16 protein-coding genes and 1 tRNA gene are annotated in these 21,206 nt (G+C 64.8%); 7 read left to right on the top strand and 10 right to left on the bottom strand.

Annotated elements, in window-relative coordinates; all coding sequences use genetic code 11:
* Nucleotides 1-100 precede the first annotated feature (100 nt).
* A complete protein-coding gene (locus AB4Y44_RS23015; protein WP_368700967.1) occupies nucleotides 101-1,285 on the top strand; it encodes an endo-1,4-beta-xylanase in 1,185 nt (394 codons plus the stop codon).
* A 192-nt stretch (nucleotides 1,286-1,477) separates the two neighbouring features.
* Here the strand turns inward: AB4Y44_RS23015 and AB4Y44_RS23010 are convergent.
* The 7 genes from AB4Y44_RS23010 to fdnG all read right to left on the bottom strand — a co-directional run bounded on the left by AB4Y44_RS23010 (nucleotide 1,478) and on the right by fdnG (nucleotide 10,718).
* A tRNA-Sec gene (locus AB4Y44_RS23010) sits at nucleotides 1,478-1,573 on the bottom strand.
* Nucleotides 1,574-1,619: 46 nt separating this feature from the next.
* Nucleotides 1,620-3,548, bottom strand: a complete 1,929-nt coding sequence (gene selB / locus AB4Y44_RS23005; RefSeq protein ID WP_342922593.1) for a selenocysteine-specific translation elongation factor — start codon at nucleotides 3,546-3,548, stop codon at nucleotides 1,620-1,622.
* The gene (gene selA, locus AB4Y44_RS23000) at nucleotides 3,545-5,011 is read right to left on the bottom strand and encodes an L-seryl-tRNA(Sec) selenium transferase (protein WP_368700966.1); all 1,467 of its coding nucleotides are present in this window, start codon (nucleotides 5,009-5,011) and stop codon (nucleotides 3,545-3,547) included. The genes selB and selA overlap by 4 nt, the downstream gene beginning before the upstream one ends.
* Before the next feature lie 15 nt (nucleotides 5,012-5,026).
* Nucleotides 5,027-5,959, bottom strand: a complete 933-nt coding sequence (gene fdhE, locus AB4Y44_RS22995) for a formate dehydrogenase accessory protein FdhE (protein ID WP_368700965.1) — start codon at nucleotides 5,957-5,959, stop codon at nucleotides 5,027-5,029.
* A 127-nt stretch (nucleotides 5,960-6,086) separates the two neighbouring features.
* The gene (locus AB4Y44_RS22990; protein ID WP_069266254.1) at nucleotides 6,087-6,713 is read right to left on the bottom strand and encodes a formate dehydrogenase subunit gamma; all 627 of its coding nucleotides are present in this window, start codon (nucleotides 6,711-6,713) and stop codon (nucleotides 6,087-6,089) included.
* Nucleotides 6,700-7,635 carry a formate dehydrogenase subunit beta gene (gene fdxH, locus AB4Y44_RS22985; RefSeq protein ID WP_368700964.1) on the bottom strand — a complete coding sequence of 312 codons (936 nt, stop codon included), beginning with the start codon at nucleotides 7,633-7,635 and terminating at the stop codon, nucleotides 6,700-6,702. Before fdxH ends, AB4Y44_RS22990 begins: the two co-directional genes overlap by 14 nt.
* 11 nt (nucleotides 7,636-7,646) lie before the next feature.
* The gene (gene fdnG / locus AB4Y44_RS22980) at nucleotides 7,647-10,718 is read right to left on the bottom strand and encodes a formate dehydrogenase-N subunit alpha (protein WP_342922589.1); all 3,072 of its coding nucleotides are present in this window, start codon (nucleotides 10,716-10,718) and stop codon (nucleotides 7,647-7,649) included.
* Nucleotides 10,719-10,913: 195 nt separating this feature from the next.
* On the opposite strand from fdnG, the gene AB4Y44_RS22975 reads away from it, so the two are divergent.
* Nucleotides 10,914-12,323, top strand: a complete 1,410-nt coding sequence (locus AB4Y44_RS22975; protein ID WP_368700963.1) for a YihY/virulence factor BrkB family protein — start codon at nucleotides 10,914-10,916, stop codon at nucleotides 12,321-12,323.
* Between the two features lie 220 nt (nucleotides 12,324-12,543).
* A complete protein-coding gene (locus AB4Y44_RS22970; protein ID WP_342922587.1) occupies nucleotides 12,544-13,716 on the top strand; it encodes a porin in 1,173 nt (390 codons plus the stop codon).
* 230 nt (nucleotides 13,717-13,946) lie between these two features.
* Here the strand turns inward: AB4Y44_RS22970 and AB4Y44_RS22965 are convergent, their stop codons facing one another.
* The 3 genes from AB4Y44_RS22965 to AB4Y44_RS22955 all read right to left on the bottom strand — a co-directional run bounded on the left by AB4Y44_RS22965 (nucleotide 13,947) and on the right by AB4Y44_RS22955 (nucleotide 17,361).
* A complete protein-coding gene (locus AB4Y44_RS22965) occupies nucleotides 13,947-14,846 on the bottom strand; it encodes a LysR substrate-binding domain-containing protein (protein WP_342922586.1) in 900 nt (299 codons plus the stop codon).
* A 245-nt stretch (nucleotides 14,847-15,091) separates the two neighbouring features.
* A complete protein-coding gene (locus tag AB4Y44_RS22960; RefSeq protein WP_028205533.1) occupies nucleotides 15,092-15,541 on the bottom strand; it encodes an HU family DNA-binding protein in 450 nt (149 codons plus the stop codon).
* A 323-nt stretch (nucleotides 15,542-15,864) separates the two neighbouring features.
* A complete protein-coding gene (locus tag AB4Y44_RS22955) occupies nucleotides 15,865-17,361 on the bottom strand; it encodes a PLP-dependent aminotransferase family protein (RefSeq protein ID WP_368700962.1) in 1,497 nt (498 codons plus the stop codon).
* A gap of 191 nt (nucleotides 17,362-17,552) precedes the next feature.
* Between AB4Y44_RS22955 and AB4Y44_RS22950 the strand changes: the two genes are divergently transcribed.
* The 4 genes from AB4Y44_RS22950 (at nucleotide 17,553) to AB4Y44_RS22935 (ending at nucleotide 21,186) form a co-directional block, all read left to right on the top strand.
* Nucleotides 17,553-17,990, top strand: a complete 438-nt coding sequence (locus AB4Y44_RS22950) for a carboxymuconolactone decarboxylase family protein (RefSeq protein WP_368700961.1) — start codon at nucleotides 17,553-17,555, stop codon at nucleotides 17,988-17,990.
* 226 nt (nucleotides 17,991-18,216) lie between these two features.
* Nucleotides 18,217-18,900: a DJ-1/PfpI family protein gene (locus AB4Y44_RS22945; RefSeq protein ID WP_342922582.1), complete on the top strand. Its 684-nt coding sequence runs from the start codon at nucleotides 18,217-18,219 to the stop codon at nucleotides 18,898-18,900.
* A 171-nt stretch (nucleotides 18,901-19,071) separates the two neighbouring features.
* Nucleotides 19,072-19,404, top strand: coding sequence for a DUF4148 domain-containing protein (locus AB4Y44_RS22940; RefSeq protein ID WP_254318105.1), 333 nt, complete (start codon nucleotides 19,072-19,074; stop codon nucleotides 19,402-19,404).
* Nucleotides 19,405-19,689: 285 nt separating this feature from the next.
* The gene (locus tag AB4Y44_RS22935) at nucleotides 19,690-21,186 is read left to right on the top strand and encodes a DASS family sodium-coupled anion symporter (RefSeq protein ID WP_368700960.1); all 1,497 of its coding nucleotides are present in this window, start codon (nucleotides 19,690-19,692) and stop codon (nucleotides 21,184-21,186) included.
* The last annotated feature ends 20 nt before the right edge of the window (nucleotides 21,187-21,206 follow it).

Genomic DNA, 21,206 nt, shown 5'->3' with positions numbered 1-21,206 from the left:
CCTTGAAGTCCGATGTTTAACATCCCACGACGTTACCGGTAACGTCGCATGGTACGCAAACATGCTTTCTGGCCAGGCACACCACTATAAGGAGACGGGAATGCGTCCATCGGGGATCGCCGTGCGTGCACTATACGCAGGCGTCACATTGCTCACGATTGCGTCGATCTCAGGTTGCGCGCACAACCAAACGGCTGCCACCCGCGATGGATTGCCGCTCGCAGCCGCTCCCACGCAGGCCGTGCCGCAACTGAAAAGCGTGATGGCCGCGCATTTCAAGGTAGGCGCGGCAATTGAACCCGATTCCATCGACAGTCCCGCCGACGCCGCGCTGCTGGCCGTCCAGTTCTCGAGCCTGACCGCCGAGAACAAAATGAAACCGGGCACGATAGGCGTGGCCGCAGGTGAGTACCACTTCGCGCCGGCCGACCAGATCGTGGCGTTCGCGCAGGCGCACGGCCTGGCCGTGCGTGGGCACACGCTGGTGTGGCATTACAGGAGCGGCGAATGGACCGAGGCGCCGGACTGGTTCTTTACAGGCGACGCCAAAGATCCGCATTACCACGATATCGTCGCGGCACGGCTCCAACGCTATGTGACCGATGTCGTCACGCATTTTCGCGGCAAGGTTTATGCATGGGACGTCGTGAACGAAGTCATCAGCGACGACCCGCATCAGGTCTATCGCGAAGACAGCCCGTGGTATCGCGCGCTCGGCAAGGACTACATTGCAATTGCGTTCCGCGCCGCGCGCGCGGCCGACCCTGACGTCAAGCTCTATATCAACGAGTACAGCACGGACGACGCGGCCAAGCGCGCGAAACTGCTCTCCGTCATACGCGATTTGCGTGCTCAGGGCGTGCCGATCGATGGCGTCGGGCATCAAATGCATATCAGCATCAACTGGCCGCCGCTGCAAAATATGAAGCAGGCTTTCGACGACGTCGCCGCCCTCGGACTCGAAAACCAGGTGACGGAACTCGATGTCAGTCTCTACAGCGACCCGGGCGCATGCTGGAGCCATCCGCCTGCGTGTTTGCCCGATTTCGGCCAGCCGGTGCCGAACGACGTGATGCGTGCGCAGGCGCAGCGGTATCGCGCGGTGTTCGATCTGTTCGAGCACGAGCCGAGCATCAAGGCCGTCACCTTCTGGGGCTATTCGGACAAGCACACGTGGCTGACCTCGATACCGGTGCCGCGTACCAATCTGCCGCTGCTATTCGACGCGAACCTGAAACCGAAAGCCGCGTTCTGGGCAATAGCCAATTCGTCGTGGCAGCCGTAAGGCAATTCACCACGCCTCGACGCGCTCCGCTTGAGCCAGCCGCCGCGCCCGATGTCGGTCTGCTGGAGAAACACGTCGCCCCATTCTACCCGCCGGCAAATATCCCTCACTAGTTCAACCAATTCGTGTCGTAAACGACATTAATTGATGAACTCCACATGATGATGGGGATCGTGGTCCCCACAAAAAAACTGGCGGAAGGCAGCCAGAGTCGAACTGACCCGGGAGCGGCTGACGCCCCCAACCGGGTTTGAAGCCCGGCCGTACCACCGGATACGAATGCCTTCCTTCACCAAACCCAACCAACCGCAACCGCACACACATATCGATGTGCCTACAACCATTCTCGCATCCGGCTATCGTGCCGTAGCAGATGCGTATCGCGCTGAAAGCGAGTATATCCAACGCGGTCGAAGTACTCCAGAATCTGGATCGCACGTTTGCGGCCCAATGCCGTGGCGTCGCGAAACGCCGCGGCGTTGACTGCGCCCCCCTGCTCCGCGGCAATCTGTGCGACGGCACGCGCGAGCGTCTGCACCACGTCGCGATCGTAAAAGAGATCGCGCACGACCTGATAAACCATACCCAGGCGCGCGAGCTTGCGCAGCAGCGCACGCACCTTCTCTTCCGGCTGCCGCGTCTCGCGCGCGAGATCCCGCACCCACGGTGGATCGAATCGCCCCCGCGCGAGCAGCGGCATGAGGCGCGCGGCGAGCGCTTCATCATCGGCGTCGAGCGTCACCGCGTGCGACGGCAGATGCAGCCACGGCCCGCTGCGCGCCACACGCCCCTCGCGCTCGAGCGCTTCAATCGCGGCGCGCCACACGGCATCGCTCACGAGCGGCGCCGCCATGCGGCGCAACCGTGCCGCGTCCGGCCCCTGCTCATCGGGCGAGCGCGCATGAAACTCGGCGAGCGCTTCGACAATGCGCCCGGTGAGCCTCGTCCAGTGCGCGTGTGCGATCACTGCGCCTTCGTCGTCGCGTCCTTGCGGTGCGATGGCAATCGCATCGGCAGGCAAAGCGAGCGCAGTTTCGCCGTAACCGGTCAACTGCACCAGCGTCGCGCGCGCAATGCCGCGCGGCGCTTCTTCGATCAGCGGCGCCAGGCTGGCTTCGTCGAGCCACGCGCGCAACGCGTCGAGCCACGCACGCCGTTCCGGCGTCCGGCGCCGCCGCGATGGGCCGAACGGATCGAGCACACGCCCGCCACCTACTGTGTGATTTGCCTGCGCGTTGCGGACAATGAAGCGGTCTCCCGGCAACGCGTGCAACGGCGCTTCGAACACGAGCTGCACGCGGGCAGCCGCGCCCGGCGCGAGCGTTTCGCCTTCGAGCAACGCGACGTTCGCAACGCGATGCGTCGTGCCGAGATGCACATGGAGCGGCGACCAGTGCTGCAACGTGATGCCCGCATCGTCGAGCAATTGCAGTTCGACATCGAGGCGCACGGCCGGCTCGGCCAGCCGCGCATCGACGATCCAGTCGCCGCGCGCAATCTGCTCCTTGTCGATGCCCGCAAGATTGAGCGCGCAACGCTGGCCGGCGTGGCCTGAATCGCCCGCCTGCACCGCGCGATTCTGCGCATGCAGGCCGCGCACGCGCACAGGCGTGCCGCCAGGTGCCAGCACGAGCGCGTCGCCCGCCTGAACGCGTCCGGCGAATACGGTGCCCGTCACCACCGTCCCCTGGCCGGTCAGCGTAAATACGCGATCCACGGCGAGGCGAAAGAGTCCGTCGTCTCGTCTCGCCCGCCATGTACTCGCGCGCTCGCGCAACCAGGCGTCGAGTTGCGCCACGCCTTCGTCATGCGGCTGCGTGGCATTGGTCTCGAATACCGGTGCGTCCGCCAGCATCGTGTCAGGGAGCCACGCGGCGACTTCGGCACGCGCGGCGTCGAGCCGCGCCGCATCCACGCGATCGCACCGGGTCAGCGCAATGGCGCCTCGCTGCACGCCCAGCAGTTGCAGAATGGCGAGATGCTCGCGCGTTTGCGGCATCACGCCGTCGTCGGCCGCAATCACGAGCAACGCGAAGTCGATGCCGCACGCACCCGCTGCCATCGTATGGACGAGCTTTTCGTGGCCGGGCACGTCGATGAAGCCCAGCACGTCGCCATTGGCGAGCGGCAGGTACGCGTAACCCAGTTCGATCGAAATGCCGCGCGCCTTCTCTTCTTTCAGGCGGTCGGTGTCCACGCCGGTCAACGCGCGGACCAGCGTGGTCTTGCCGTGGTCGATGTGCCCCGCCGTGCCGACGATCACAGACGCAGCTCCACGAGTTGCGCCGAGAACGCCGCTTCGTCTGCGGGTTCGAGGCAACGCAGGTCCAGACGCAAGGCATCGTCGGCAATGCGGCCAATCACGGGCCGCGGCAGCTCGCGCAAGGCGCGCTCGAGCCTGAGCAGCGCGCGGCCACTGCCGCCCTTCCCGGCATGGCGCACGACGAGCCCGCTGCTCGGCAGCACGTCTACGGGCAGCGCGCCGCTGCCGATCTGGCTGAACATCGGCTCGACGCTCGCGGTATACCCCTCGCCGATGGCGCGCTGAAACGCGGGCAGCCCACGCTGCGCGGCCTCCTGCATTTGCGAGGCGGGCCGCGTGAGCAGGCGCAGCGTCGTGAGACGCTCGCGCAGGAATTCGGGTGCCTGATAAAGCCGCAACACCGGTTCGAGCGCAGCGAGCGTGAGCTTGCCGACCCGCAACGCGCGCTTGAGCGGGTGCTTCTTGATCTTCGCAATCAGTTCCTTGCGGCCGACGATCAGCCCCGCCTGCGGGCCGCCCAGCAGCTTGTCGCCGCTGAAGGTCACGAGGTCCGCGCCCGCTTCCACGGTCGCGCGCACCGTGGGCTCGGCCGGCAAGCCCCACTGCGCGAGATCGACGAGCGTCCCGCTCCCCAGATCGACCGCTACGGGCAGGCCGTGCTGACGCGCCAGCGGCGCAAGTTCATCGAGTTCGACGCTCCTGGTAAAGCCGCTGATTGCGTAGTTACTGCAATGGACCTTCATCAGGAGCGCGGTGTGCGCGTTGATCGCCGCTTCGTAGTCCTTGAGATGCGTGCGGTTCGTCGTGCCGATCTCACGCAAGCGCGCGCCCGCCCGGCTCATGATGTCGGGAATGCGAAACGCGCCGCCAATCTCGACGAGTTCGCCGCGCGAAACGACAACTTCCTTGCGATTGGCGAGTGCGCTCAAGAGCAGCAACACGGCCGCCGCGTTGTTGTTCACGACGGTCGCGGCTTCGGCGCCCGTCAGTTCGCAGATCAGCGAGTCGATCAGGTCGTCGCGGTCGCCGCGCTTGCCGCTCGCGAGATCGAATTCGAGGTTTGCGGGTTGCGTGAGTGCCTGCACCACGGCTTTGACGGCCTCGTCGGGCAGCAGCGCGCGGCCGAGATTCGTGTGCAGCACCGTGCCCGTGAGATTGAAGACGGAACGCAGGCGGCTTTGCGCGCGTTCGGTCAACCGTTGCGCGGTCGCTTCGATCACGCGCTCCAGCGAAAATGGTTCGGTATGCTTGTTTTCATGCGCCAGCACGCCAGTGCGCACATCGCGACGCCAGCCGTCCTGCGTGGCGCGTATCGCGTCGAGCACCTGGGTGCGTCCGTACTGCGCTATCAGCGGCTGCGCTTGCTCCGAGGCAATCACACGCTCCACCGCCGGCATTTTCGCGAGCAACGCATGAAGCGCGTGCGCATCGTGCTCCGCTGTCTGTCCCACGGCTTCACTCATGGCGTGCGCGGCTCCTTACTGGTCGCCAGGCACTTCGGGCCAAAGCAACGGATTCGGGCTCGCGCGACGGTAGCCCGCATCGCTCATCAGCAGATCGAGCGTGAGGCTCGCCAGGTCGTCGGCCAGCGGCTCGAAGTCGAGGTCCTTCTCCTGATAGCCGATCTTGCGGTAGGTGTGGCATTCGTCGCACGATTCGGCCTTGAGTGCAGCATTGCCGCCTTCGATGCCGTGATACGCAATGCCCTTGGTCGAATCGCAGTTCGTGCACTTCACGCGCACCACGTGAGCCTCGGTGCCGCACAGGCCGCATTGCGCAAACCGGTAGCCCTGATACACGCCGCCGATGCGCACGATGCTGGCAACGGGCGGCGATCCGCACACGGGGCACGCGCCCGGTGCGTCGACATAGGGCACGTCGCGCACGTCGATGCGGCTCGCGAGGTCGGTCCACACCACCTGCAGCGCGGCCATGATGAACGGCGCGGTGGCGGGCGCGACTTCGGTGTAGCGCTGGGCGAGAACCGCATCGGCCTGGGCATCGAGTTGCGTATCTGTCATGGCGCGCAACTCGCCCAGCACTTTCGCGAGCGCAGGCGCGACCGCCCCTGCGGCTTCGACCTGATCGGCGAGACACAATAGCACGACGCGCCATTGCGGGTCGCGCTCGCCCGAAAGCGCCGGCAGGATCGGCATGGAGTGATGCTGCGCGTTCGCGATGGCTTCGCGCGAGGGCATCGACGCGCTGCAATGTTCGAGGGCCTCCTGCTGCGCGTCGACGAGCGCCGCCATGAGCCGCACGTAGCCGCCAATGGGATTGTGGTCCGCGAGGTGCCGCAAGCGCACGGCGCGCGTGCTGAAAAAGGCGACCCGTTCGGGCAGACGGATGCGTGGAATGGCCGAAGGATCGAGCGATTCGATTTGCTGCGGGTCGAGAATGCGTTGCGTCACGTCGGGTCGGCTCCAGAACGGCTTCACAAAGAAAAAACCGCCGTGCCCTCGCGGGCGCCGGCGGTTTGCCGCTAGCGCCGCCACTGCCCAGGCCAAACGGCGCGGCAGGCGGCGCGCAGCCTGTGCGTTACTTGATGCTCTCGCGGAACCAGCGCGGATGATGCTTTCTCGCCCAGCCCCAGGTGACGTAACCGCGCGTCATCGCGCCGATCGAGCCCTTCACCCATATCGCTGCATAAATATGAATGATGATGCCGCAGATCAGCACGAATGCCGCTACCGCATGCACCAACGCTGAGAGCCGGATAATTTCGATCGGAAAGTAGACCGAAAAATATCGCCGCCAGATCACGATGCCGCTCAAGAGCAACAGCACGAGGCAAACCACCATCACAAAGAATAACAGCTTCTGGCCCGCATTGTAGCGGCCGATCTCGGGCAGCCTGTCTTCGCGGTTGTTCAGCACGTCGCCCATCTGTTTCATCCACTGGATGTCATCCTTGTCCAGATAGTTGTGATGCCAGAAGCGCAGCGCAAGAATCAGGAAAGAGACGAACATCACCACGCCGATGAACGGGTGCAAAATGCGCGTCCACTGGCCACCGCCGAGCACCGCGTACAGAAATGCCATGGCCGGGTGAAACATCGCGAGGCCCGAGAGCGCGAGCAGGATGAAGCAGATTGCGGTGATCCAGTGGTTGCTGCGCTCGTTGGGCGTGTAGCGCTCGATCAGTTGCGGTTCATCGTCTTTCATCGCCGCGCTCCTCGGGGGGTTCGCCACGCATGCGCCGCGCCTCTTCGCGCGCCGCGGCTTCGTCTTCAGCCGTCACTTCGTTCGGGCCTACCCGCGTGTAATGGAAGAAACCGGCCAGCGCGGTGAGCGCCATGATGGCGAGCCCGATCGGCTTGGCCACGCCCTTCCAGATCCGCACCATCGGGCTGATGTGCGGATCCTGGGGCAGTCCGGCATAGAGCGAAGGCCGGTCCGCGTGATGTAGCACGTACATCACGTGCGTGCCGCTCACGCCCGGCGGGTCATAAAGTCCGGCGTTCTCGAAGCCGCGCTCCTTGAGGTCCACGATGCGCTCGGCCGCGTGCTGCTTCATGTCTTCCTTGGTGCCGAAGACGATCGCGCCGGTCGGGCAGGTCTTCACGCATGCAGGCTCCTGCCCCACGGCCACGCGGTCCGAACAGAGCGTGCATTTGTATACGCGACGTTCGCTCGACATGCGAGGAATATTGAACGGGCAGCCGGTAATGCAATTGCCGCAGCCGATGCAGTTTTCCTGGTGGAAGTCGACGATGCCGTTCGTATACTGCACGATCGCGCCCGGCGAGGGACACGCCTTCAAACAGCCCGGGTCCTCGCAATGCATGCAGCCGTCCTTGCGGATGAGCCATTCGAGGTTGCCCTGCGAGTTCTCGTACTCCGTGAAGCGCATCACGGTCCACGAGTGCTCGGTGAGATCGTGCGGATTGTCGTAGACACCCGTATTGACACCGATTTCGTCACGCAGATCGTTCCACTCCATGCACGCGGTCTGACACGCCTTGCAGCCGATGCATTTGGAAACGTCGATGAGCTTCGCGACCGTGCCCGTCACCGGCTCGCGCACGCCGGGCGGCTCCGAGGTGGTCGCGGAGAGGCGTTTGACGTCAAGTGATTGCCATGCCATGTCGTCGCCCCCTATGCCTTTTCGACCTTCACGAGGAACGACTTGAACTCGGGCGTCTGCGAATTGCCGTCGCCCACGGGCGGCGTGAGCGTATTCGTCAAATAGCCCGGGTGCGTGAGTCCCTTGAAGCCCCAGTGCAGCGGTACGCCAACCTGATGCACCGTCTTGCCCTCGATGGTCAGCGGCTTGATGCGCTTGGTGACCACCGCCACCGCGACCAGGTAGCCGCGATTGCTGGACACCTTCACGCGCTCGCCCGCCACCACGCCCACCTCCTTCGCGAGCGCCTCGCCGATCTCGACGAACTGCTGCGGCTGAATGATCGCGTTCAGCCGGGCGTGTTTCGTCCAGAAGTGGAAGTGCTCGGTCAGCCGGTACGTGGTCGCCACATGCGGGAACTGCTGCGCAGTGCCAAACGTCTTGCGGTCGTCGGGGAACACGCGCGCCGCCGGATTGCTCGTGGCGAGCGGGTTGTTCGGGTGGAACGGGTTATAGCCGAGCGGATTCTCGAACGGTTCGTAATGCTCAGGGAACGGACCTTCGTTCATGCCGTCGCGGGCGAAGAAACGCGCCACGCCCTCGGGGTTCATGATGAACGGCCCCATGCCCTGATCGGGCGCTTCATCGACCTTGTAGTCGGGTATGTCCGCGCCCGCCCATGCGCTGCCGTTCCAGGCGATCAGCTTGCGGGTGGGATCGAAGGGCTTGCCCGCCACGTCGCACGAGGCACGGTTGTACAGCACGCGCCGGTTCGCCGGCCACGCCCAGGCCCAGTTGAGCGTCTGCCCGATACCCGTGGGGTCGTCGTTGTCGCGCCGGCCCATCTGGTTGCCCGCCTGGGTCCACGCGCCGCAGAAGATCCAGCAGCCGCTCGCGGTCGTGCCGTCGTCCTTCAATTGCGCGAACGCCGAGAGCTGCTCGCCCTTCTTCACGAGCACCTTGGTGGGATCTTTCGCGTCGGTCAGGTCGGCGAGAGCCTTGCCGTTGTACTCCCTCGCCAGTTCTTCCGGCGTGGGGCTCGCGGGATCCGAATACGGCCAGTCGAGCTTGACGATCGGATCGGGCAGCTTGCCGCCGTCCTTCTGATACGCGGCGCGGATGCGCAGGAACAGGCCCGACATGATCTCGAGGTCGCTCTTCGCCTCGCCCGGCGGCTCCGCGCCCTTCCAGTGCCACTGCAGCACGCGGCTCGAGCTCACGAGCGAGCCGTTTTCTTCCGCAAAGCACGTAGTGGGCAAACGGAACACTTCGGTTTGAATCGAAGTCGGATCGACATCGTTATAGTCGCCGTACTTCTTCCAGAACTCGGCCGTCTCGATGGCGAGCGGGTCCATGATCACGAGCCACTTGAGCTTGCTGAGCGCCGAGACGGTCTTGGCCTTGTTCGGCGAGGACGCCATGACGTTGAAGCCCTGGCAGATATAGCCGTTGACCTTGCCCTGATTCATCAGCTCGATGGTCTGCAGCAGGTCGTACGGCTTGTCGAGCTTGGGTAGCCAGTCGTAGCCCCAGTTGTTGTCCTTCGTGGCCGCATTGCCCCACCACGACTTCATGAAGCTCACGAAGAACGCGCCGTAATGCTGCCAGTAGCTGAGCTGGTTCGGCCGCATGGGCTGCGACGCGCGCTTCTTGATGTAGTCGTCATAGTCCTGCTCCGCTTCGAACGGCAGCGTCATGTAGCCCGTGAGCAGGTTCGACATGAGCCCGAGGTCGGTCAGCCCCTGGATGTTCGAGTGGCCGCGCAGCGCATTCATGCCGCCGCCCGCAATGCCGATGTTGCCAAGCAGAAGCTGCACCATCGCGCCGGTACGAATATTCTGCGAGCCGATCGAGTGATGGGTCCAGCCGAGCGCATACATGATCGTGCCCGCGCGGCCCGGCACGGCCGTGGTCGCGAGCATTTCGCACACCTTGAGGAATTTGTCCTTCGGCGTGCCGCACACTTTCTCGACCATCTCGGGCGTGTAGCGCGAGTAATGCTGCTTGAGCAACTGGTACACGCAGCGCGGATTCTGCAGCGTGTCATCGGTCTTCACGAAGCCGTCGTCGCCGAGCTCGTAGTTCCACGACGACTTGTCCGGGTACGAATGCTTTTGCGGATCGTAGCCCGAAAAAATACCGTCGTTGAACGCGTAGTCTTCGCGCACGATGAACGAGAAGTCTGTGTAGTTCTTCACGTACTCGTGCTGGATCTTGTCGTTGGTGAGCAAATAGTTGATCACCGCGCCAAGGAAGGCGACGTCCGTGCCGGTGCGGATCGGCGCGTAGAAGTCCGCGACCGATGCCGTGCGCGTGAAGCGCGGATCCACCACGATGAGCCGCGCGCCGCGGTGCGCCTTCGCCTCCGTGACCCACTTGAAGCCGCACGGGTGCGCCTCGGCCGCATTGCCGCCCATCACCAGAATCACGTCCGCATTGCGAATGTCGACCCAATGGTTCGTCATCGCTCCACGGCCAAACGTCGGGGCAAGACCTGCCACCGTCGGGCCGTGTCAGACACGCGCCTGGTTGTCGAATGCGAGCAGGCCCATGCAGCGGGCCACTTTGTGAGTGAGATAGCCGACTTCGTTGCTGCCTGCCGACGCAGCCAGCATGCCCGTCGTCAACCAGCGGTTCACGGTCTTGCCGTCGGCGGTTTTCTCGACGAAGTTCGCGTCGCGATCTTCCTTCAACAGCTTCGCGATCCGGTCGAGCGCCTCATCCCACGAAATGCGTTTCCACTCGTTCGAGCCGGCCGCCCGGTACTCGGGGTACTTGAGGCGGCTCTCGCTATGAATGAAATCGATCAGGCTCGCGCCCTTCGGGCACAGCGTACCGCGATTGACGGGGTGATCGGGATCGCCCTCGATATGGATGATGCTCGTCGTAGCATTCTTCGCGCCATCGCCGAGACCGTACATGAGGATCCCGCAACCAACCGAGCAGTACGGGCAGGTATTGCGGGTTTCAGTGGTGCGCGCCAGTTTGTATTGTCGGACCTCGGCAAGCGCGTTGTCGGGCGCGAAACCCATCAACGCGAGGCTGGAACCCGCCAGCGACGTTGCCGTGACCTTGAGGAACTGACGCCGGGACATCTGCAGCATGATTCGTCCTCGGCTTGGTTGTGGGTTTTTTCAGTATAAGACGTTTTGGGAGACGGATCGCGCTGGATGCTCGCGAGCGTGACGCGCGTGCAGCGCGAGCTCGCCCGGGAACCACGCTTGCTAGTATTGAATGGCGAACGAGCCATCTTTGTGACGAAAACGAACCACTGAAGCACCACCGCGGGGCACTCCGTCATGTCAACGCTTTCCACCGAACGACTGCAGTCCGCCGCACGCAAGGAAGCGTCGTGGGTGGTGGGCGCGTTGCGCCAGTTCATCGCCAATCGCTGCCCGTCGCTCGCGGCGAGCATCGCGTTCTATTCGGCGTTTTCGCTCGCGCCGACGCTCGTGATGGTGATTGCCGTGGCGGGCTGGTTCTACGGCGTCGATGCCGCGCGCGGCGAACTTTTCCGCCAGGTCCACAATGTGCTCGGCGACGACGCGGCCGCCGGCATCACCACCATCGTGCAGAACGCGCACCGGGCGGGCGGCAAGGGCGGCGTCGCGGCGATCATCTCGCTCGCCTTGCTCGTGATCGGCGCGTCCGCAACCTTCTCCTCGCTCAATTCCGCGCTGAACATCGTCTGGCCGCCGGACGGGCAGCGTCCCTCCAGCGTGATGGCGCTCGTGCGCGTGCGGCTCATTTCGTTCAGCCTCGTGCTGGGCGTCGCGTTCCTGCTGATCGTCTCGCTCGTGCTCGACACGGCCATTACGTTCGTCGGTCAGTGGCTCTGGGGCGATTCTCCTTATGTGATCATCGGCAACCTGATGCAGCTTGGCGTGGGGCTCGTGGTACTGGCCGTCGCGTTCGGCGCCCTGCTGCGCTTCCTGCCCGACGCCAGGGTGCGCTGGCGCGACGCGATGGTGGGCGGCATCGTCGCGGCGGTGCTCTTCTCGGCGGGCAAGAAGCTGTTCGCGCTCTATCTCGCGCACGCGGGCATGGCCACGGCCTTCGGCGCCGCCGGCTCGCTCGCGGTGCTGCTCATGTGGCTCTATTTTTCAGCGGCGGTGCTCCTGCTCGGCGCGGAATTCTCCGCCGCGCGCGGGCGCATGCACGACCCGCGCGGCGCGTGGGGTTTCCTTGAGGAAACACCGCCCGGCAGCCGCGCCAAGCTGGCCTCGGTGCTCGCCGCCTCCACCATCGTCGCGCGGCACGACACGAAGCGAGCGGACCGTCCCGCCGCTGCGCTGGCGCCGTCGGCCGTGCCGATCGGAAACGGCAGTGCACCCGCTGCGGCAATGCCTGCGGCCCTGGCGGCGGCTGTTTCGGCAGACAAATCGACACGATCGGAAACGCCGCTGGGCGCAATCGGGCGCGCGAGCGCGCACGGCGGCGCGTTCGGAAGGCTGACATCGGGGCTGCAGATTCGCCGCTCGGTCGTGCGCATGGAGGATAGCGCGACCTACGCGGCCGCGCTCACGCTGGTCCACGCGGGCCGCACGGTCGCCGCCGCCGACCGTTATGTGAAGCGCCATCCGTGGGGTTCGGTCCTGTTCGTCGCGAGCGCGGCCCTCGCCATGACGGCCGCCGGCAGGCGCCGCCATCCCAACGCCGCCGGGCCAATTGAGGCTGCTACCAAAGGTCGCGGCAAGGCGAAAAAATAACGGTTGTTTACGGAACTTTTATCAAAAACAACAATAATGCTCGGTCAACAATCCAATATTTCTTAAAACGGCATAATGGACGGAGGCCCCGTCTGACAAGGGGTTCTGGCCGGTGTCAGGTTTTCGCGACAATCTTTATTTTTTCATTTCAGGTCGTCTGGCCTGCTGCGTTATTCTCCAACGCGCAACAACTACACAATTTCTGCGTGGAGAAAACAGAATGAAACGAGTCGCTCTCTCGACCCTCTCGCTGGCCCTCTTGGCCGCAGCTGGCACCGCGCACGCTCAAAGCAGCGTGACCCTCTATGGTGTGATCGACGAATCGATCCAGTGGGCCCACAACACGATGGACGCCAACGGCAAGAATGCAAACCAGGTCGGCCTCGCCGGCGGCAACCTGTCGGGCAACCGCTGGGGCTTGAAGGGTACGGAAGATCTGGGCGGCGGCATGAAGGCGATTTTCCAATTGGAAAACGGCTTTGACATCAACACCGGCAAGCTCGGCCAGGGCAGCAAGATGTTCGGCCGTCAGGCATACGTCGGCCTGTCGCACGACCAGTTCGGTACGGTTACGTTCGGCCGCCAGTACGACCCGCTGGTCGACATGGTTCAGCCGCTGACCGCCGACAACTACTTCGGCAGCACGTTCGCAACGCCGGGTGACGTCGACAACAACGACAACACGTCGCGTACGAACAGCGCCGTCAAGTACGTTTCGCCGGTTCTGCAAGGCTTCCAGTTCGAAGGCATGTACGCATTTGGCGGCGTCGCTGGCGCAACCGGCTCGGGTCAGAGCTGGGGCGGCGCAGCTACGTACGGCATCGGCTCGCTGAACGTCGCTGCGGGCTACTTCCGCATGGACAACGCAGCGTCGGCAGTCGCCCGCACGGGCTGGTCGTCGACCGCAACGTCGGACGGCATCTTCGGCGACAACCAGATCACCGCTGGCTACAACACGGCGAAGTCGGTCGGCATCGCTTCGGTCGCAATTCAATACGTTGCTGGTCCGTTCACGATGAGCGGCCGTTACAGCAACGTCCAGATGCGCCGGGACTCGGCCTCGGCATTCGCTTCGAACCAGCGCTACAACGTTGCTGCTGGCTTCTTCGGCTACCAGCTGAACCCGGCCCTGCTGCTCGGCCTCGGCTACACCTGGACGCACGGCGCTGGCGACACGTCGAACACGTACAACCAGGTTTCGCTCGGCGCGGACTACAACCTCTCGAAGCGCACCGACTTCTACGCTGTGGCTGCCTACCAGCACGCCAACGGCACGCAGCGCAACGCGGACGGCACGACGTCGATCGCTGGCGCAGCAATCGGCTCGTACAGCTTCGACTCGGCTTCGAGCTCGCAGACCCTGGTCAGCGTCGGCATCCGCCACAAGTTCTAAGCAACGCTTTACTCCGGGCTTCGGCCCGGCGCCGGAACTGGCTGACGAGCCACTCCGGCGCAGCGAGCGAGACCGCGCAGCTACAAACGACACGCTGCACAAACCAGCCTCGGGCGCAAGCCCTGGCTGGTTTTTTTATGCCCGCGGGGTTTTAGGAGCGATCCTCCAGGGCGTGTTCGCGCACGGCCACGACTCGCGCCGTTTACGCGCCTTTTACACGCGCGAAAGGTTCAGCGCAGCCGCGCCAGCGCGGCCGCGGCGTGCCACACGAACGCGTCGACCAGCGCCGTCGCTGCGCGCTGCGTGCCGCGCACGACATGGAGCGCGCTGGACAGCGCGGGCGTGAAGCGCTTCACGCTCACCCGCACGCTCGCATGCTGGGCGGTCAGCGCGTCGACGAGCGCGATGCCCATCCCCGCTTCCACCATCGCCACGACCGATTGCGCGAGCGCCGCTTCGACGCCGGGCTCGCGCGCCACGCCGCATTCGGCAAAGTGCCGGTCGATGGAGAGGCGCGCCTCGCTCGCCGCGGCAAACGAAATGAAGCGTTCGCCCGCGCAGTCTTGTGCATGAATCACGCGTTTGCGCGCGAGCCGGTGTCCGCGCGGCACGATGCAGCGCAGCGGCCATTCGCCCAGATACTCGAGACGCGCGCCAGGATGCGCGACGGCTTGCGCGACGAAGCCGAGATCGCAGCGTTGTGCCGCCACGCGCTCGGCAATATCCGCGGCTTCGCCAGTCAGCAGTTCGAAATCGACACCTTCGTGCTCGCTCGCAAACGCGGCGGCCACGCGCGGCAGAAAGTCGGCGCAAAGATCGGCTGAAGCGGCAACGCGCACGGTGCCGCGCCTTTGCGCGCGAATCTGCGCGGCCGCCTGGGCCACGCGCTCGAAGCCGAAGAACGCGCGCTCGACTTCATCTTGCAGCGTCTGAGCCTCGGCGGTCGGCAGCAGACGCCCATGGCGCCGCTCGAAAAGCGCGAACCCCATCTTTGCTTCGAAGTCGGCAAGCAAACGGCTCACCGCGGGCTGCGAAATGCCGAGCGCGTGTGCCGCGCGCGTGACGGTGCGCCACTGCATCAACGCGCGAAACGCTTCCACCTGGCGCAAACTGAGGTCGGCTGCCTGCATAACACTGTGTTATGGATATTCGAATTATTGGGTATACAGCATCGTTTACATACGATACAGGTGACAACTATTCCTGAATAGTTGGAACAGCATACCGGATGTCTACCATAACATAAGAACATAGCATGGCAGCGCCCGCGCGCATTGCACGCACCAAATGAAAAATCCCCGCGGGCTCGACGCCAACGGGGATTTTTTGGTACTGACGGGAAGCCGCTACCCGAAGGTCGCGGCTTCAAGCGCAATCAGGCTGCTGCTGCGTCCTTCAGCTTCTTCAGGGCGCGCGCCTTGATGCGGACCGACGCGGGCTTCGCCGGGAACCAGCGCTCTTCACCCGTGAACGGATCCTTGCCGAAGCGCTTCTTCTTCGCCGGCACGGCCTGGACGACGATCTTCAGAAGACCCGACAGCGTGAATTCGCCAGCGCCCTTCTTGTGGACCGAACCGAGGATCGTGTCTTCCAGCGCGGCGAGCACGGCCTTGGCAGCCTTCGGCTCGACGCCTGCACGTTCAGCGACGTGGGTAGCCAGCGAGGCCTTCGTGAAGGTGTCCTTGATCGGCGTCGGTGCGCCGGACGCCTTCACGGCGACCTTCTTAGCTGCGGCCGTCTTGGTGGCGGGCGCTTTCTTTGCGGCAACCTTCTTGGCCGGGGCAGCTGCCTTTTTTGCGGCCACTTTCTTTGCGGAAGTCGGCATGTTTCTCCTACCAGTGTTGGTCAGTGAATCGAAGAAGCACTGCGGAATGCACGTGCTTCAACGGCGGATTCTACATACGCGCAAGCGTTTTGCGTGAAGCTTTTGCATTGTCGTTACGATTTTGTTGCGCGGCGCTGACTCCCGATCACATTTTGACGCCTGTTTACAGGGGTAAACATGCACCTGGCGTAGCCGGATCACTGAGGAACGATACGCTTCGGTGGGCGTAGCGCACGGCGCGTTCGTCAGGAAAGCGCCACACGTATGGCGTTTTTGCGCGATTTCGGCGGCGATGCCGGTGTCGCCGCGACGGCAAAATGCAGTCAAAGCGAGCGCAGCAGTGTGGCGAGCGATGTCAGCGCTGCGTCGATACGCTCGGCGTCGACCCCACCGTAACCGAAAAGAAAACCGCTCTGCACAGGTGCTTCGAGATGAAACGGCGCGAGCGGGTGCAGGCCGATCGACGCGCGGCGCGCGGCCTGCGCCACCGCCGCGGCGTCGAGCGGCGCGACGAGCCGCGCCGCCAGGTGCAACCCCGCCGTGTTCGGCATGACGGGTTCGAGCCATGGCGCAAGCGGTCCGCGCAGATGCGCGAGCAGCACGTCGCGGCGCTGCGCATACATCTGATGCATGCGCCGCAAATAACGCGCGAAATGGCCGTTGAGCATGAAGTCGGCGAGCGCCGTCTGCGTAAGCACGCAGCCGTGGGCGTCGCCGATCTGCCGTGCGCGGGCGAGCGGTGCGGCCAGCGCGGCAGGCGGCACCACGTAGCCCACGCGCAGCTCGGGGAAGATGGTCTTCGAAAACGTGCCGACGTAAGCCACGAGACCGGCGTTGTCGAGGCTTTTGAGCGGCTCCATCGAGCGCCCCTCGAAGCGGTATTCGCAGTCGTAGTCGTCTTCGATCACGAGCGCGCCGCACGCCTGCGCCCATTCGAGCAGCGCGACGCGCCGCTCGAGACTCAGCGGCATGCCGAGCGGAAACTGGTGCGAGGGCGTCACGTAGACGAGCCGCGCCGCTTTCGGCAGCCGTGCGACGACGAGCCCGTCGCGATCCACCGGCACCGGCACGACCTTCGCACCCAGTGCGGCAAAGATATCGCGAGCGGGCGGGTAGCCCGGGTCCTCCATGACGACGACGTCGCCTGGCGTGAGCATCACGCGCGCGAGCAGATCGAGCGCCTGCTGCGCGCCCTGCGTGACGATCACGTCCTGCCAGTTGCCCTGCACCGCGCGGTTGAAGGCGAGATAGCGCGACACCGCAAGGCGCAGCCTCTCCTCGCCCGCCGGATCGCGATACATGCCGTAACCGCGCGCCTGCACGCGCAGCGCGTCGTTGATGCAGCGCCGCCAGATGTCGAACGGAAAGCGCGACTTGTCTGTGACGCCGCCCGCGAAATCGCAGGCGAGCCGCGTATCGAGGCGCGGCAACGAACCGTGCAGCGCCTCGGCTTGCGCCTGCCACCACGGCGTGGCCTGCGCCACGCGCGGCACCTTCCCGGTACGCGCAGAAGTGATCGCCGCAGTGGCCGCGCGTATCTGCGGATTCGGATGACCGTGCTCGCGCGCGGGCAGGCGTTCGAGCGTCTGCGCCACGAATGTGCCCGAGCCGCGCCGCGAGTTCAGATAGCCTTCGGCGAGCAGCCGTTCGAAGACGTCGAGCGTGGTCTTGCGCGAAACGCCGAGTTGCAAGGCGAGATCGCGCGTGGACGGCAGGCGGGTGCCGCCGGCCAGCCGGCCATCGACGATGCTGTCGCGTAGCTGGCGATAGATCTGGCCCGCGAGGTCGCGACGGCCCGACACGGTGACGTGGAGTTCCATGATGATGCTGCAGGTAGCGCCCGACGAGGGTGAAAGTGGTCACCCGAAATATTGCCAGAATGGCTATGTGAACGCGCCAGCGCAACGCCTAAAGTGCCCCTGTGGTGACGCTATTCGCAAGTTCAACGCATCGTTGTCAGCCTCGCTGTCGCCGACAGCGCCACGACATTCAACTCGACAGGTGAACGCTCATGCAAGCACGTCTGGATTTCTACAAGGCCAACCCGGAAGGCACGAAGGCCATGATTGCGCTCGAGGAGCGCGCGAGCAAAAGCTCGATCGAAAAGCCCCTCGCGGAACTGGTGCGCCTGCGCGCTTCGCAGATCAACGGCTGCGCCTATTGCGTGGACATGCACACCGCGGATGCGCGCAAGGGCGGCGAAACCGATCGCCGGCTCGCCACGGTATCGGTGTGGCGCGAAACGCCGTTCTTCACCGAGCGCGAACGTGCGGCGCTCGAATGGACCGAATCGGTCACGCTGCTCGCGCAAACGCACGTGCCCGACGAAGTGTGGGAACGCGTAAAGCCGCATTTCAGCGATCAGGAGATCGCCGACCTCACGCTGCTGATCATCGCGATCAACGGCTGGAACCGCATCGCGGTGACGTTCCGCAAGCTGCCGGCCTGAGTTCGAAGCAGCAAACGCGCTGCCTCCGCTGCCGCAAATTAAGCGGCGGCTGAACGCGGCGCATGTACCGGTCACCGAGTGCTTCCCGATTGCGGCTCGCGCGCCGCTGGCAGTTTTTGCGCGGTTTTTGGCAGGGTTGTGGACCGGGGCGAGATTAGAGTGATTTCCGCATCATCGGCGCACCGTCGGCCCTTTCCGACCGTCCAACCTTGACCGGGAACACTACATGGCACTGCAGATCGGATTTCTCGCATTTCCCAACGTTCAACAGCTCGACCTGACCGGTCCGTACGACGTGCTCGCCTCGATGCCGGACACCCGGGCGCGGCTCATCTGGAAGACGCGCGATCCGGTGCGCTCGAGCACCGGCCTCATGCTCACGCCCGATACGACCTTCGAGGACTGCCCGCCGCTCGACGTGATCTGTGTGCCGGGCGGCAGCGGCGTCTCCCAGCTGATTCCCGACGACGAGACGCTCGCGTTCCTGCGCCGCCAGGCGAGCACGGCGCGCTACGTCACTTCGGTTTGCACGGGTGCGCTCGTGCTCGGCGCGGCCGGGCTGCTGCGCGGCCGCCGCGCGACCACGCACTGGGCCTTCCACGAACTGCTGGAGCCGCTCGGCGCGCTGCCCGTGAAAGCGCGCGTGGTGCGCGACGGGAACCTGCTGACCGGCGGCGGCATCACCGCAGGTATCGATTTCGCATTGACGCTCGCCGCCGAGCTGATCGGAGACGAAGCCGCCCAGGCGCTCCAGCTCGAACTCGAGTACGCGCCCGCGCCGCCGTTCGATGCGGGCGATCCCGCCAGCGCGCCGCGCGCGATCGTGGAAAGGTTGCGCGCGCAGACAGCCGCGTCGCTCGCCGAACGTGCGCGGGTCGTCGCGGCGGCGGCCGCGAAGCTCGGCGTCTGAACGCCCGTTGAGGCCGCCGGGGTCGTCGCTGCGGTGACGAGCAAGCCAGGGTCAGCGCTTGCTACCGTCTTTGGTGGGGATCGATTACATTGAGGGACGGGCGCGCCGCAGCCGTTGGCGCCCGTCCTCCCAGCCCTGGGCAAGTCGTTCAAATCAACATTAGGGGAATCAATGCGCTCCACCACCAGCAAGCTGACTCTCGCCGCGGCTACCGCCGCATTCCTGATCGGCGTTGCCGCGCCGGCGTTCGCACAAACGGAAGCCAGCGCACCCGCCGCCGCCGCGGCCTCGCAACCGCTAACCAAGGAACAGAAAGCACAGGCCAAGGCTCAAGCCAAAGCGCAGCGCAAGGCCGAGCGCAAGCAGGCTCGCGCGAAGAACAATGCCGAGTTGAAGAAGCTGGAAGACGCGGGCTACAAGCCGGCGCTGAACGACCCGAACTATCCGCAGAACCTGCAGGACGCACAGAAGAAAGCTAACGCTGCGGCTGGCGCCAGCCAGTAATTCGCGTCAGCGGCCGTTTTAACCGGCTGTTTTGCCGGTTAAAACGCCTTCACCCTCGACTCGCCCGCATCACCCGCAGCATGCTGCAACGCTGCGCTTCCCCCGCCTTCACGCTCGCGCTGTACACACTAAACGCTTCATCAGTGGAATGGCAGTACCATCCGCGAAGCGAATGCGCTGACTCGTTCGCAAGCCACCACACCGCCGCTTTTCGATGCTGCATGCGCTCTGCCAGAAGCGACACGCGAGCCATGCCGCGTGCATGCCCAACATGGAGTCATCGCCATGAACGCACCCCAGCCAGCCGCCAACGCGGGCGCCGCGCCGCAGAAAAAAGGCATACCTGTGGGCCTGATCGCGGGCGTGATCGCGCTCGTGGTCGTGCTGCTGCTGCCGCTGCCCGATAGCCTCCCGCCCGCCGGCCAGCGCATGCTCGCCATCCTCGCGTTCGCCGTGGTCGTGTGGCTCACCGAAGCGGTCTCGTACGAAGCGAGCGCCATCATCATCACCTCGCTCATGGCATTTCTCGTGGGCACTGCGCCCACCATCGAAAACCCCGCTGTCGATTACGGCACCAACAAAGCCATCAGCATGGCGCTCGCGGGCTTCTCCAATTCCGCGCTCGCGCTCGTGGCCGGCGCCCTCTTCATCTCCGCGGCGATGACCGTCACCGGGCTCGACCGGCGCATTGCGCTCGTCACGCTCTCGCTGATCGGCACCACCACGCGGCGCATCCTGATCGGCGCGGTCGCCGTGACCATCGTGCTCTCGCTCGTGGTGCCGAGCGCCACCGCGCGCAGCGCCTGCGTCGTGCCGATCATGGTGGGCGTGATCTCGGCGTTCGGCGTGGACAAGCGCTCGAACATCGCGGCGGGCATCATGATCGTGGTCGCGCAGGCGACGAGCATCTGGAACGTCGGCATCCAGACCGCCGCCGCACAGAATCTGCTGACCGTGGGCTTCATGGACAAGATGCTCGGGGCACGTGTCACGTGGCTCGACTGGCTCATTGCGGGCGCGCCCTGGGCGATCGTGATGTCGGCGGCGCTGCTCTTCATCGTGCTGAAGATGCTGCCGCCCGAGGCCGACGCCATCGCGGGCGGCAAGGAAGCTGTCGAAGCCTCGCTGCGCGAACTCGGCCCCATGACGGGCCCGCAAAAGCGCCTGCTCGGGGTGTCCATCGGACTGCTGCTCTTCTGGGCGACCGAAGGCAAGCTGCACCCGTTCGACACCACCTCCGTCACCTACGTCGGGCTCGTGCTGCTGCTGTTGCCGCGCTTTGGCGTGATGGACTGGAAGACCGTGCAAAGCCGTATTCCATGGGGCACGGTGATCGTGTTCGGCGTGGGCATCAGCCTCGGCACGGCGCTGCTCACGACGAAGGCGGGCCAATGGCTCGGCGACCTCGTCGCGCATCACACGGGGCTCGACACCGCCACCCCGTTCATGGCTTTCGCGATTCTCTCGGCCTTCCTCATCCTCATCCACCTCGGTTTTGCGAGCGCAACGGCGCTCACCTCCGCGATGCTGCCGATTCTCGTGTCGGTGCTGCAGTCCATGCAGGGCGACTTCAACCGGCTCGGTCTCACCATGCTGCTCGGCTACGTGGTGAGCTTCGGCTTCATCCTGCCGATCAACGCGCCGCAAAACATGGTGTGCCTCGCCACCGAAACGTTCACGGCGAAGCAGTTCGCGCGCGTGGGCATCGTGCTGACCATCGTCGGCTACGTGTTGCTGCTGCTGTTCGCCGCGACGTGGTGGCGCTGGCTGGGCTGGATCTGAACGCTGCACCCGAATGCTGC

It is taken from the genome of Paraburkholderia sp. BR10937, from assembly GCF_040965695.1.
Classification (GTDB): domain Bacteria; phylum Pseudomonadota; class Gammaproteobacteria; order Burkholderiales; family Burkholderiaceae; genus Paraburkholderia.
Note: the sequence above shows the minus strand (reverse complement) of the source record. Positions and strands in the feature narration are given on the sequence as shown.